Genomic DNA, 12,261 nt, shown 5'->3' with positions numbered 1-12,261 from the left:
CAAGGACCGTGATCGACGATGAAGGTCGGCATCCCCCGCGAGGTCAAGAACAACGAGTTCCGGGTCGCCATCACGCCCGCCGGCGTGCATGAGCTGGTCCGAAACGGCCACCAGGTCTTCGTCGAGCAGAACGCCGGTGTGGGCTCCTCGATCACGGACGCCGAGTACGTCGCCGCCGGCGCCGAGATCCTCGGCACCGCCGACGAGGTCTGGGCCACCGCGGACCTGCTGCTCAAGGTCAAGGAGCCGATCGCGGAGGAGTACCACCGCCTCCGCAAGGACCAGACCCTCTTCACCTACCTGCACCTCGCGGCCTCCCGCGAGTGCACGGACGCCCTCCTGGAGTCCGGCACCACCGCCATCGCGTACGAGACGGTCGAGCTCGCCAACCGCGCGCTGCCGCTGCTCGCCCCGATGTCCGAGGTCGCGGGCCGCCTGGCCCCCCAGGTCGGCGCCTACCACCTGATGCGCTCGGCCGGCGGCCGCGGCGTCCTGCCCGGCGGCGTCCCCGGCACCCACGCCGGCGAGTGCGTGGTCATCGGCGGCGGCGTCTCCGGCTGGAACGCCGCGCAGATCGCCATCGGCATGGGCTTCCACGTGACCCTGCTCGACCGCGACATCAACAAGCTCCGCGAGGCCGACAAGATCTTCGGCACGAAGATCAAGACGATCGTCTCCAACGCCTACGAGCTGGAGAAGGCGGTCATCGAGGCCGACCTCGTCATCGGCGCGGTGCTGATTCCGGGTGCGAAGGCCCCGAAGCTGGTCACCAACGAGCTCGTCGCCAAGATGAAGCCCGGAAGTGTCCTTGTCGACATTGCGATCGACCAGGGCGGCTGCTTCGAGGACTCCCGTCCGACCACCCACGCCGAGCCGACCTTCCAGGTCCACAACTCGGTCTTCTACTGCGTCGCCAACATGCCGGGCGCGGTGCCGAACACCTCCACCTACGCGCTCACCAACGCGACCCTGCCCTACATCGTGCAGCTCGCGAACCTCGGCTGGGTCGAGGCGCTGCGTCGCGACCCGGCCCTGGCGCTGGGCCTCAACACCCATGACGGCCAGGTCGTTTACGGTCCGGTCGCCGAGGCCCACGGCCTCGCCACCCTGGAGCTGAGCACCCTCCTCGGCTGAACCGTCAACGATTGACGTCAATCTCACGTATCCGGCCGGACCTTGCCCGCAAGGTCCGGCCGGCCGCGTTCGCGGGCCGGCCGTCGACCCGGCTCAACTCGCCTCGAACGTAACCCTTTAACCCTTTCGCACACCCGCGAAACTTCGCGGTGACGGCTCGGACGCCCTTGACAGAGTGGTGTTCGCTTGCCGACACATCGTGCCGGGTCCGGTGGATTGTGTTGCCGCTGGACGGTGACACGCCATAGAGTCGCCAACCGTCGGCATGGTGCAACGCTGACCTATCGATAAGTGTCCTGGTCACGTCCGAGGAGGTAAGACGACTTGTGAATGAGTCGACATTTGCTCCTGGAGGTGGTCGAGCAGGGACGCCTGAGCGAGGTCAAGGACCCGCCGGGCTCGAAGCCGTCGGCTCCGTCGCAGTCCGCACCTTCGCAAACCACCAGCACATGACGACGCCCCAAAAGAGCATGGACGGCCTAGACGTGAACTCCAGGGCCGGCGACCCGAGCGGCGATACGCCCACGGGTTTCGCCGACTACGAAAACCTGCCCGAAGGGCACTTCTACGACCCGGACGCGGAGTACGAACCGGACCCCGAGTACGCGGCCACCCTCGCCCCCGACGCTGCCCGCCAGCGCCGTGAGCGGATCGGCCCGACCGGACGCCCGCTGCCGTACTTCCCGATCCCGGGTCCGCTGACCGATCACGGTCCGGCGAAGATCATCGCGATGTGCAACCAGAAGGGCGGCGTGGGCAAGACCACGTCGACCATCAACCTGGGCGCCGCACTCGCCGAGTACGGGCGCCGCGTGCTGCTCGTCGACTTCGACCCCCAGGGCGCCCTGTCCGTGGGCCTCGGGGTCAACCCGATGGAACTCGACCTGACGGTCTACAACCTGCTCATGGAGCGGGGCATGTCGGCCGACGAGGTGCTGCTCAAGACAGCGGTCCCCAACATGGACCTGCTGCCGAGCAACATCGACCTGTCCGCCGCAGAGGTGCAGTTGGTCAGCGAGGTCGCGCGCGAGTCGACGCTCCAGCGGGCCCTGAAGCCCCTGATGGCCGACTACGACTACATCGTGATCGACTGTCAGCCCTCGCTGGGCCTGCTGACCGTGAACGCCCTGACGGCCGCTCACAAGGTCATCGTGCCCCTGGAATGCGAGTTCTTCGCCCTGCGCGGCGTGGCGCTGCTGACCGAGACCATCGAGAAGGTGCAGGAGCGGCTCAACCCGGAGTTGGAGCTCGACGGCATCCTCGCCACGATGTACGACTCCCGTACGGTGCACAGCCGCGAGGTGCTGGCGCGCGTCGTCGAGGCCTTCGACGACCACGTCTACCACACGGTCATCGGGCGCACGGTCCGCTTCCCGGAGACCACGGTCGCCGGCGAGCCGATCACCACGTACGCCTCCAACTCCGTCGGTGCCGCCGCCTACCGCCAGCTGGCCAGGGAGGTGCTCGCCCGGTGTCCCGCCGAGTGAGTCTGCCCGGAGCCGACGAACTGTTCCGTACGACCGGGGGGACGGCCCTCCAGTCGTCCTCGCCCCGGCGGGGCGGCGACGAGGCGCCGGCCGGCGGTGCGGAGCACGCGGCGGGCCCGGCGGACGGCACGGCCAGGACCACGGGCGACGGTCGGGTCCGGGAGGCGGGCGATCCCGGCGTGGGCCCGCAGCGCAGGGCGCAGGAAGGTTCTGCCACCGGCGCCGGGGGCACCGCGCCCCGTTCCGCCAAGGGGCAGGGCCGGGGCGCCAACCGGAGGCCCAGCGGGCGCGAGCGGCACGACGAGAAGATCACGGTCTACGTCTCCGCCGAGGAACTCATGGACCTCGAACACGCCCGGCTCGTCCTGCGCGGGGAGCACGGTCTCGCGGTCGACCGGGGCCGCATCGTCCGCGAGGCGGTCGCGGTGGTCCTCGCGGACCTGGAGTCCCGCGGCGACGCGAGCATCCTGGTCCGCCGCCTGCGCGGCCGCTGATCCGGTCCGATCGGCGGGACGCCCCGCGGGCCGTGCCCCGGACCATGTCGGGCCCGCCGATCCGACCTGATCCGAACGGCACGCCCTAGGCTGCGTCCCGGGCGCCGGTCGGCGCCCCGCGGGCCCCGACGGGCCGCGCAGCCGCCCCCGCACCACCCTGGACCCCGATGCCCCCGAACGACGACGCAGCCCCCCGACCGGTCCGCCGGAGCCTGGGGCGCGGCCCGGGAGCGGCGGTACGGGGCCCTGTGGGGCCGTCGGGCACGGCGGTGGAGGAAGAGCCCCGCGAGGCGGCTGCGGAGCCACAGGCGGCCACAGGGCCCCCCGGGGCGGCTCTCCCGGATCCGGTGCGACCGGTGACGACGCCCGAGGCGGCTCCGGCGGCCCGCCCCGAGGCGATTCCCGCACCGGCGCCCGTCGTGGAGGCCGCGCCGCGGCCGGCGACGGCGGAGGCTGCGGCGGCGCGCGCCGGGGATGCCTCGGGTCCCGGGGTCGGCGACGGGCGGTTCACGTTGCGGCTGGACAACTTCGAGGGCCCCTTCGACCTCCTGCTCCAGCTCATCTCCCGGCACCGGCTCGACGTGACCGAGGTGGCCCTGTCCAAGGTGACCGACGAGTTCATGGCCCACATCCGGGCCATGGGCCCCGACTGGGACCTCGACCAGACCACCGAGTTCCTGGTCGTCGCCGCCACGCTCCTCGACCTGAAGGCCGCCCGGCTGCTGCCCGCCGCCGAGGTCGAGGACGAGGCCGACCTCGCCCTGCTGGAGGCCCGGGACCTGCTCTTCGCCCGCCTGCTCCAGTACCGGGCGTACAAGCAGGTCGCCGCGATCTTCGAGGCCCGGGCCGAGGACGAGGGGCGCCGCCGGCCCCGCACCGTCGGCCTGGATCCGCACCACGCCGCACTGCTGCCCGAGGTGATCCTCGGCCTCGGCCCCGAGGCCTTCGCCCGCCTCGCCGCCCGCGCCCTGCAACCCAAGGCGCAGCCGCAGGTCTACGTCGACCACATCCACGCCCCGCTCGTCAGCGTGCGGGAGCAGGCCGGTCTCGTCGTACGGCTGCTCAAGGCCCGGGGCGAGGCCCGCTTCGAGGAGCTCGTCGAGGACGCCCCGGACACCCTGACGGTCGTCGCCCGCTTCCTGGCCCTCCTGGAGCTCTACCGGGAGAAGGCGGTGGCCCTGGACCAGGAGGAGGCGCTGGGGACGCTCACGGTGCGCTGGAGCGGCGGGGACGGCGACGGGATGCCGAAGATCACCGACGAGTTCGACCAGGTCGTGGAGGCGAGCGAATGACGACAGGGGAGCCGACCCTCAAGGGCGCGCTGGAGGCCGTCCTGATGGTCGTCGACGAGCCGGCGACGGTGGACCACCTCGCCCAGGTGTTGGAACGCGCGCCGCGCGAGGTCGCCGGGGCGCTGGCCGAGCTGGCCGACGAGTACACCGCCCAGGGCCGCGGCTTCGAGCTGCGCCAGGTCGCCGGCGGCTGGCGCTTCTACACCCGCCCCGCGTACGCGGCGGCCGTCGAGGCATTCGTCCTGGACGGCCGGCAGGCCCGTCTCACCCAGGCGGCCCTGGAGACCCTGGCGGTCGTCGCGTACCGCCAGCCGGTGAGCCGATCGCGGCTCTCGGCGGTGCGCGGGGTCAACTGCGACGGGGTCGTGCGGACCCTCCTCCAGCGCGGTCTGGTCGCCGAGGCGGGCACGGAACCCGAAACAGGTGCGATCCTGTACAGGACGACGAACTACTTTCTGGAGCGGATGGGCCTGCGCGGCCTGGACGAGCTCCCGGAGCTCGCGCCCTTCCTCCCCGAGGCGGACGCGATCGAAGCCGAGACGCAAGAAGGTGTGCCGTCGTTCGATCCGGACTCACCGGACACTGACGTAGACGACGACAAGACGACGGAACTTTGATGCGAAGCAGCGGCAACGGCAACGGTGGCGGCAACAGGAACAGCGGCGGCGGTGGCGGCGGACGGGGCAACTCCCGCGGCGCCTCCTCCTCCGGCGGCGGCTACCGCGGCGGCTCCGGCGGTGGTTCCCGCGGCGGCAGCGGCTCCGGCGGTGGTTCCCGCGGGGGCAGCGGCAGCGGCGGCGGCTCCCGCGGGGGTTACCAGGGCGGGGGCGGCTACCAGGGCGGCGGCTCCGACCGCGACCGTGACCGGGACCGTCCGGCGCCGCGCATCCGCAAGCCCCGTCCCGAGGAGCGTCTGTACGACGTCGGCCCCGAGGGCGAGCGCAGCGGCCGCAGCGGCCCCAAGGCCGGCGGTGGCGGCGCCCGCGGCGCGGCCGCGCGCGGTGGCGCCAAGGGCGGCCCCAAGACCTCCAGGACCCCCGGCATCGGCGGCGCGGGCGGCCCGCGCAGCGGTCCGGGCAGCCGCAGCGGCCAGTCCCGCCCCCGCGAGCTGGACGCGCGCATCGAGGAGCGCGTGCGCGACCGGTACACCGACAAGCCCGTGATCAAGACCCCGAAGACCTTCCCGGGCGCGGAGGAGGAGGGCGAACGCCTCCAGAAGGTCCTCGCCCGCGCCGGCATGGGTTCGCGGCGCGCGTGCGAGGAGCTCATCGAGCAGGCCCGGGTCGAGGTCAACGGCGAGATCGTGCTGTCGCAGGGCAAGCGCGTGCAGCCCAAGGACGAGATCAAGGTGGACGGTCTGACCGTCGCCACCCAGTCGTACCTGTTCTTCGCGCTGAACAAGCCGGCCGGCGTCGTCTCGACCATGGAGGACCCGGACGGCCGCCAGTGCCTGGGCGACTACGTCACCAACCGCGAGACCCGCCTCTTCCACGTCGGCCGCCTCGACACCGAGACGGAGGGCATCATCCTCCTCACCAACCACGGTGAGCTGGCCCACCGCCTCACGCACCCGAAGTACGGCGTGAAGAAGACCTACGTCGCCGCCATCACGGGCTCCCTGCCGCGCGACATCGGCAAGCGCCTGAAGGACGGCATCGAGCTGGAGGACGGTTGGGCGCGCGCCGACCACTTCCGCGTCGTGGACCAGGTCGGCAAGAACTACCTGGTCGAGGTGACCCTCCACGAGGGCCGCAAGCACATCGTGCGCCGGATGCTGGCCGAGGCCGGCTTCCCCGTCGAGAAGCTGGTGCGGACCTCCTTCGGTCCCATCGAGCTCGGTGACCAGAAGTCCGGCTGGCTGCGCCGCCTGACCAACACCGAGGTCGGCATGCTCATGCGCGAGGTCGGCCTGTAGTCACCCGGCCCCATCGAGCGGAAGAGCCCGCGACGCCACAGGCGTCGCGGGCTTTTCGCTTGTCCGGGACCCGCTCCCGTGTTTATAGTCAGGTTGACTATTAAAGGGCGGGGAGGTCCACATGGGCTGGAGTACGAGCTGGACCGAGGTCCTCGGCTTCGCCACCGGCGCGGTGTGCGTCTGGCTGGTGGCCCGGCAGCACCTCGCGAACTGGCCGATCGGCATCGCCAACAACATCTTCTTCATCGTGCTGTTCACCCAGGCCGGCCTGTACGCCGACGCCGGTCTGCAGATCGTCTTCATCGCCCTCGCCGCGTACGGCTGGTGGTCCTGGACCCACGGGGGTGGACCGGGAACCACCGGAGCCCTGCCGGTGCGGCGCACCACGCGCACCGAATGGGCCTGGCTGCTCGTGGCGGGGGCGGTGGGGGTCGCCGCCCTCACCCTCCTGCTGGACCGCGTCAGCGACTCCACCGTCCCCTTCTGGGACGCGCTCACCACCGGACTCTCCCTGACCGCCACCTACGGGCAGTGCCGCAAGCTCCTGGAGTCCTGGTGGCTGTGGATCGCCGCCGACCTCGTCTACATCCCGCTGTACGTCTCCAAGGGCCTCCACCTCACCGCCGTCCTCTACGTCGGCTTCCTCGCCCTGTGCGTCGCCGGCCTCGTCGGCTGGCGGCGTACGCTCCCGGCCGGGGCGGCCCGGACCGACAGCCCGGCGGTGACCGCGTGAGCGCCCCGGACCGGGGCCGGCGCCACGGCCACGGGCTGGTGCTCGGCAAGTTCTACCCGCCGCACGCCGGCCACCACCACCTGGTGCGCACCGCCCAGGACCAGTGCGAGCGGCTCACCGTGCTGGTGTGCGCCGCCTCCGTGGAGTCCGTCCCCCTCGCCGAACGGGTCGCCTGGATGCGCGAGGCGCACCCCGGGGCGCGGGTGGTCGGCGCGGTCGACGACATCCCCGTCGACCTCCACGACCCCGAGATCTGGGAGGCCCACATGGAGATCTTCAGGGCGGCCGTGGGCCGACGCGTCGACGCCGTCTTCACCTCCGAGGAGTACGGCGGCGAACTCGCCCGCCGCTTCGGCGCCGCCGAGGTCTGCGTGGACCCCGCCCGCGAACTGTTCCCCGTGTCCGGCACGGCCGTCCGCGCCGACCCGATCGCCTGCTGGGAGTTCCTCGGGCCCGCCGTCCGCGCCGCCCTGACCCGGCGGGTCGTCGTACTCGGCGCCGAGTCCACCGGCACCACCACCCTCTCGCGCGACCTCGCCGCCCACTACCGCGGCCGGGGCGGCGTCTGGGCGAAGACCGGGTGGGTCGCCGAGTACGGGCGCCGCCACTCCGAGGAGAAGCTCGCCGCGGCCCGCGCGGCCGACCCGACGGCCTCCTGGAGCGACGTCTCCTTCACCTCCGCGGAGTTCACCACGATCGCCCGCCGCCAGGACGAGGACGAGGAGCGGGCCGCCCGCACCGGCTCACCCGTGCTGTTCTGCGACACCGACTCCTTCGCCACCGGCGTCTGGCACGAGCGCTACCTGGGCGGCCGCCGGCGCGAGGTCGAGGAGATCGCCGAAGCGACCCGCCGCGACCTCTACCTGCTGACCGACGACGCCGACGTCCCCTTCGAGGACGACGGCCTGCGCGACGCCCCCGGGCTCAGACCCTGGATGACCCGACGGTTCCGCGAGCGGCTCGCCGAGACCGACCGGCGCCACCTCGTCCTCACCGGCGACCGACGGACCCGCCTGGAGACGGCCGTCGCGGCCGTCGACGGCCTCCTCGCCGAGGGATGGCACTTCGCCGCCCCGCTGCCGGAGCGCCGGTGAACGCCGCGCCCGCGAGCGGGCCCCCGCCGGGCTACGACCCGTCCGCCTTCGCGCCGTTCGCGGTGACCGTCGACCTCGCCGTCCTCACCGTCCGCGCGGCAGCCCTGCACGTCCTGCTGATCCGGCGCGCCCAGGCCCCGTACGCCGGCGCCTGGGCGCTGCCCGGCGGCTTCGTCCTGCCCCGGGAGTCCGCCGAGACCGCGGCCCGCCGCGAACTGGCCGAGGAGACCGGCCTGCCGCCCGAACTCGTCGGCTCCCTGCACCTGGAGCAGCTGCGCACCTACAGCGAACCGGACCGCGACCCCCGGATGCGGGTGGTGTCCGTCGCCTTCACCGCACTCGTCCCCGACATGCCCGAACCCGCCCGCGACGGCGGCGGGGACGCCGACCGGGCCCGGTGGGTTCCCGTCGCGGGGACGGGACCGCTCGCCTTCGACCACGCGGCGATCCTGGCCGACGCCCGGCAGCGGGTCGGCGCCAAGCTGGAGTACACCTGCCTGGCCACCGCCTTCTGCCCGCCCGAATTCACCCTCGGCGAGCTCCAGGCCGTCTACGAGACCGTCTGGGACACCGCCCTGGACCGCCCCAACTTCCGCCGCAAGGTCCTCGCCACCCCCGGGTTCGTCGAGGCCGTGCCCGGCGCCGCCCGCCTCACCGGCGGCCGGGGCAAACCCGCCGCGCTCCACCGGGCCGGGCCGGCGACCACCCTGCACCCGCCCCTGCTGCGCCCCACGCTCCGCACCCCCCGCTCCACGGAAGGACCCACGAGATGACCACGACCGCCAAACGGCCGGCGACGGGCGCCCTCCTCGGCCTGGCCCTGGGTGACGCCCTCGGCTTCCCGACGGAGTTCAACGACGTCCCCTCGATCCTCGCCAAGACCGGACCCTGGCGGGAGATGAGGCTGCCGCGCCCGGCGATCGTCACCGACGACACCCAGATGACCCTCGCCCTCGCGCGCGGCATACGCACCGCCGGGGAACGCGGCCCGATCGCCCCGCTGCGCCTGGCCCGCCCGGTCCGCGAGGAGTTCGTCGACTGGTACCACTCCCCGGAGAACAACCGCGCCCCCGGCAACACCTGCCTCCAGGCCTGCTCCCTGCTGGACCGGCCCGAACTCGACTGGCGCGACGCCAGCCGCATCGGCTCCAAGGGCTGCGGCGCCAACATGCGGGTCGTCCCCGTCGGCCTCGTCCCCGGCTGGACCGAGACCGAACGCGCGGGCGCCGCCCAACTCCAGGCGGCCCTGACCCACGGCCACCCCACCGCCCTCGCCGCCTCCGACCTCACCGCCCGGGCCGTGTACCTGCTGGCCCGCGGCACCGAGGTGACCGGCCTGGTCGGACAGCTGCGCTCGTACGCCCTGGAGAACCGCACCCGCTACCACGAGACCTGGCTCGGCGACCTGTGGCAGCGCACGGCCTCCGACGCCACCGAGACCTCCTTCATGGCCCGGGGCTGGGACGAATGCCTCGGGGTCCTCGACCGGCTCGCCGCGGCCCTGCGCGACCCGTCCCCGGAGACCGACCCCTGCCTGACGACGGGCGAGGGCTGGATCGCCGAGGAGGCCCTCGCCACCGCCCTCCAGTGCTTCCTGCTCTTCCCGGACGAGCCCCTCCTCGCCCTGCGCCGCGCCGCCTGCACGGCCGGGGACTCCGACTCGATCGCCTGCCTCGCCGGCGCCTTCGCGGGCGCCCACCTCGGCGCCGACGTCTGGCCCCGCGACTGGGAGGGCCGCATCGAATACCGCGAGGAGCTCCTCTCCTTCGGCGCCCTGTGGGACGCCGTGGTCTGACCCCGCCGGGGCTTACGCGCGGTCGGCCGAGGTGCGGTCGGCCGAGGCGCGGCGGGCGCGTACGAGGAAGTCCTCGACGCGGGCGCGGTCCGGCTCCGCGGGCAGGGGGGAGCCGGCGAGGGCGGCGTCCGTCTCCTCCGTGAGGCGGGTCATCCAGGCGTCGACCTCCTCCCACGTCAGCTCGCCCCGCCTGACCGCCAGCAGCCGGTCGCGGTCGGCCCCCGCGTCGAGCGTGAGCCGGCCCGTGCGCAGCAGGTCGCGGCAGGACCCCAGCAGACGCAGCAGGTGCATGGCGTGCTTCCAGCGCGGGCCGCCGTGCAGGCGGACGTCCGCGAGGAGCTTGCCGTGCTGGGAGGCGGCGTAACGGCCGAAGCTGACGTGGGCCCGGCGGGAGAGGAACGCCCCGCGCAGCGACAGCAGTTCCTCGCCCACCGGGGACGTCCGTTCCACCAGGGGGGAGTGCAGGCACTCCAGGATGTTCGGATTGGCGCGCAGGGCCAGATCGCAGAAGCGCTCCAGCTCCCAGGAGAACTCCTCGTCCCGGGGCCCCTCCACATGCGTCGGCGGCTTCTCGAAGCGCCAGAAGAGGGGGGTGGGGGCGAGGTAGACACCGCGCCGGTCGGTGTCGCTCGTCTCCGTCGCCAGGCCGAAGGCGCGGGAGCCCATCACGCAGGAGTAGATCGTGTGGTCCCGTACCAGGGTGAGGTCGTCCATCCCGGGAGCCTAGGGGGCCGTCCTCCGGTCAGGCGAGCGAAATCCCGCCGTCGGGGGCCACGGTGATCTGCTTCTCGGGCAGCGCGCGGGTGGCCGGGCCCTTGACGACGGCGCCGTCCGTCACCTTGAAGCGGCTGCCGTGGCAGGGGCAGTCGATGGTGCCGTCCGCGACCTTGTCGACCAGGCAACCGGAGTGCGTGCAGACCGCGCTGAAGCCGCGGAACTCCCCGGCCGTCGGCTGCGTCACGACCACCTTCTCCTTCTTCAGGACCACCCCGCCGCCGACCGGCACGGTCGAGGACTTCAGCAGGGCCTCGGCCGCCCCGGCGGGGGCGCCGGCGGAGGACGCGGCGGAGGGGGTGGCGGCGCCGGACTCGGCGGCGGGGGACTGCCCGCCCCCGCCGCCGCAGGCGGCGAGCGTGCCGCCCGCCAGGGCCGCCGCCCCCGCCGCCAGCACCGTGCGCCGGGCGGTGGGCGTGGGATCGCTCGTACGGGTCGACTCGGTCATGGAGACTCCTTGCCTGTTCGCCAGGATGGCGAGGAGCATCCTGGCGCGTGGCGGGCCCCGGGTGAAGCCCGCCACACCGTGTCACCCCGCGACCGGCCACGGGACCAGGTCCGTCGGGCCGCCGGGGGTGCGTACCACCTCCCACACGCGCACCACCGCGTCCCGGTTCAACGGCCCGTACACGTGCGGGTAGCGGCCGTCCGTCCCCTCCGCCCGACGGACCTCCGCCGTCAGCGCCGCCTCGTCCAGTTCCACGGCGAGCAGGGTGCCCGGGGTGGCGGCGTAGTGGGCCTCGACGACGGCGCGCACGGTCGCGCGGTCCGCCGAGCAGTGCGTGAACCCCTCGGAGACGAGCGAGGCCGGGGCGTAGGGACGCTCCGGGTCGGCGGTCCAGTCGGGGAGCGGAACGATGTGGAAGATCATGCCGCCGTTCTACCGCAGCGGTCCGTGAGGGCCGTGCGCCAAGTGGCGGTACGTCCCGATCCGGGTGACATTGTCCGTGTCCCGAAGCCGGGTACGCCGCTGCCCGCGGGGCCCGGTCCTTCTGCGAAAGGCATCACCATGGCGGGTAACGACCTCGGCTCCCTCCTCGGGTCCCTCCTCGGCGGCGGCCAGGGCGGCGGTCAGGGCGGCGCCGGAGGGGGCGGCAACATCCTCGGCGCCCTCCTCGGCGCGCTGATGGGCGGCGCCGGCGGCGCCCAGGCGGGCGGCGGCCCGGCGGCCGGAGCCCAGGCGGCCGGCGGCAACAATCCGCTCGGCGGACTGCTGGACATGCTGACCAAGTCCGGGCTCGCCGACCAGGCCCAGTCCTGGCTCGGCACCGGCGAGAACAAGCCCGTCAGCGGGGAGCAGATCGCCGGAGCGCTGCCGGACGCCACGCTGCGGGAGGTGGCGGAGCAGACGGGCGTCAGCCCCCAGGAGGCCGCCGACCGGATCGCCGACTCGCTGCCGCGGGCCGTGGACAAGCTGAGCCCCTCGGGCGAACTGCCCTCGGGCTCGCTGGAGGACATCATCCGGCAGCAGAAGTTCTAGTCCGTACCCCCACGGGGCCCGGCGGTCGGCCCGAGGGCCGGCCGCCGGGCCCCACCGGTGCAC

13 protein-coding genes and 1 pseudogene are annotated in these 12,261 nt (G+C 73.4%); 11 read left to right on the top strand and 3 right to left on the bottom strand.

Annotation, left to right across the window (positions count from 1 at the left end; genetic code table 11):
• Positions 1–18: 18 nt before the first annotated feature.
• The 10 genes from ald (at position 19) to ACZ6ZI_RS19820 (ending at position 9,944) form a co-directional block, all read left to right on the top strand.
• Positions 19–1,134 (top strand): alanine dehydrogenase, encoded by a 1,116-nt coding sequence (ald, locus tag ACZ6ZI_RS19865; RefSeq protein ID WP_363056704.1) that lies wholly within the window; start codon positions 19–21, stop codon positions 1,132–1,134.
• Between the two features lie 326 nt (positions 1,135–1,460).
• Complete coding sequence (locus ACZ6ZI_RS19860; protein WP_469522385.1) at positions 1,461–2,621, top strand: ParA family protein; 1,161 nt, start codon at positions 1,461–1,463, stop codon at positions 2,619–2,621.
• A complete protein-coding gene (locus ACZ6ZI_RS19855) occupies positions 2,606–3,115 on the top strand; it encodes a hypothetical protein (RefSeq protein ID WP_469522382.1) in 510 nt (169 codons plus the stop codon). The genes ACZ6ZI_RS19860 and ACZ6ZI_RS19855 overlap by 16 nt, the downstream gene beginning before the upstream one ends.
• A gap of 167 nt (positions 3,116–3,282) precedes the next feature.
• Positions 3,283–4,407: a segregation and condensation protein A gene (locus tag ACZ6ZI_RS19850; protein ID WP_469522380.1), complete on the top strand. Its 1,125-nt coding sequence runs from the start codon at positions 3,283–3,285 to the stop codon at positions 4,405–4,407.
• Positions 4,404–5,024, top strand: coding sequence for an SMC-Scp complex subunit ScpB (scpB, locus tag ACZ6ZI_RS19845; protein ID WP_469522375.1), 621 nt, complete (start codon positions 4,404–4,406; stop codon positions 5,022–5,024). The genes ACZ6ZI_RS19850 and scpB overlap by 4 nt, the downstream gene beginning before the upstream one ends.
• Positions 5,024–6,322, top strand: a complete 1,299-nt coding sequence (locus ACZ6ZI_RS19840) for a pseudouridine synthase (protein ID WP_469522373.1) — start codon at positions 5,024–5,026, stop codon at positions 6,320–6,322. The genes scpB and ACZ6ZI_RS19840 overlap by 1 nt, the downstream gene beginning before the upstream one ends.
• A 121-nt stretch (positions 6,323–6,443) precedes the next feature.
• Positions 6,444–7,055 carry a nicotinamide riboside transporter PnuC gene (gene pnuC, locus ACZ6ZI_RS19835; RefSeq protein ID WP_469522371.1) on the top strand — a complete coding sequence of 204 codons (612 nt, stop codon included), beginning with the start codon at positions 6,444–6,446 and terminating at the stop codon, positions 7,053–7,055.
• Positions 7,052–8,149: an AAA family ATPase gene (locus ACZ6ZI_RS19830; RefSeq protein WP_469522368.1), complete on the top strand. Its 1,098-nt coding sequence runs from the start codon at positions 7,052–7,054 to the stop codon at positions 8,147–8,149. The genes pnuC and ACZ6ZI_RS19830 overlap by 4 nt, the downstream gene beginning before the upstream one ends.
• Positions 8,113–8,922: an NUDIX hydrolase gene (locus ACZ6ZI_RS19825; protein ID WP_469522365.1), complete on the top strand. Its 810-nt coding sequence runs from the start codon at positions 8,113–8,115 to the stop codon at positions 8,920–8,922. Before ACZ6ZI_RS19830 ends, ACZ6ZI_RS19825 begins: the two co-directional genes overlap by 37 nt.
• Positions 8,919–9,944 (top strand): ADP-ribosylglycohydrolase family protein, encoded by a 1,026-nt coding sequence (locus ACZ6ZI_RS19820; RefSeq protein WP_469522362.1) that lies wholly within the window; start codon positions 8,919–8,921, stop codon positions 9,942–9,944. The genes ACZ6ZI_RS19825 and ACZ6ZI_RS19820 overlap by 4 nt, the downstream gene beginning before the upstream one ends.
• Before the next feature lie 21 nt (positions 9,945–9,965).
• Here the strand turns inward: ACZ6ZI_RS19820 and ACZ6ZI_RS19815 are convergent.
• From ACZ6ZI_RS19815 to ACZ6ZI_RS19805, 3 genes and pseudogenes are all read right to left on the bottom strand, one after another.
• A pseudogene (locus ACZ6ZI_RS19815) lies at positions 9,966–10,658 on the bottom strand (nucleotidyltransferase domain-containing protein); the annotation flags it as partial.
• Between the two features lie 28 nt (positions 10,659–10,686).
• Positions 10,687–11,166, bottom strand: coding sequence for a Rieske (2Fe-2S) protein (locus ACZ6ZI_RS19810; protein WP_469522359.1), 480 nt, complete (start codon positions 11,164–11,166; stop codon positions 10,687–10,689).
• An 81-nt stretch (positions 11,167–11,247) separates the two neighbouring features.
• Positions 11,248–11,589, bottom strand: a complete 342-nt coding sequence (locus ACZ6ZI_RS19805) for a DUF952 domain-containing protein (RefSeq protein ID WP_469522356.1) — start codon at positions 11,587–11,589, stop codon at positions 11,248–11,250.
• A 138-nt stretch (positions 11,590–11,727) separates the two neighbouring features.
• On the opposite strand from ACZ6ZI_RS19805, the gene ACZ6ZI_RS19800 reads away from it, so the two are divergent.
• Complete coding sequence (locus tag ACZ6ZI_RS19800) at positions 11,728–12,198, top strand: YidB family protein (protein WP_469522353.1); 471 nt, start codon at positions 11,728–11,730, stop codon at positions 12,196–12,198.
• Positions 12,199–12,261 lie beyond the last annotated feature (63 nt).

The organism is Streptomyces sp. NPDC103540, from assembly GCF_055584445.1.
Note: the sequence above shows the minus strand (reverse complement) of the source record. Positions and strands in the feature narration are given on the sequence as shown.

Coding starts and splice junctions, on each gene's coding strand:
- ald (WP_363056704.1), top strand. CDS start 19: ATGAAGGTCGGCATCCCCCGCGAGGTCAAGAACAACGAGTTCCGGGTC.
- ACZ6ZI_RS19850 (WP_469522380.1), top strand. CDS start 3,283: ATGCCCCCGAACGACGACGCAGCCCCCCGACCGGTCCGCCGGAGCCTG.
- scpB (WP_469522375.1), top strand. CDS start 4,404: ATGACGACAGGGGAGCCGACCCTCAAGGGCGCGCTGGAGGCCGTCCTG.
- ACZ6ZI_RS19840 (WP_469522373.1), top strand. CDS start 5,024: ATGCGAAGCAGCGGCAACGGCAACGGTGGCGGCAACAGGAACAGCGGC.
- pnuC (WP_469522371.1), top strand. CDS start 6,444: ATGGGCTGGAGTACGAGCTGGACCGAGGTCCTCGGCTTCGCCACCGGC.
- ACZ6ZI_RS19825 (WP_469522365.1), top strand. CDS start 8,113: ATGGCACTTCGCCGCCCCGCTGCCGGAGCGCCGGTGAACGCCGCGCCC.
- ACZ6ZI_RS19820 (WP_469522362.1), top strand. CDS start 8,919: ATGACCACGACCGCCAAACGGCCGGCGACGGGCGCCCTCCTCGGCCTG.
- ACZ6ZI_RS19810 (WP_469522359.1), bottom strand. CDS start 11,166: ATGACCGAGTCGACCCGTACGAGCGATCCCACGCCCACCGCCCGGCGC.
- ACZ6ZI_RS19805 (WP_469522356.1), bottom strand. CDS start 11,589: ATGATCTTCCACATCGTTCCGCTCCCCGACTGGACCGCCGACCCGGAG.
- ACZ6ZI_RS19800 (WP_469522353.1), top strand. CDS start 11,728: ATGGCGGGTAACGACCTCGGCTCCCTCCTCGGGTCCCTCCTCGGCGGC.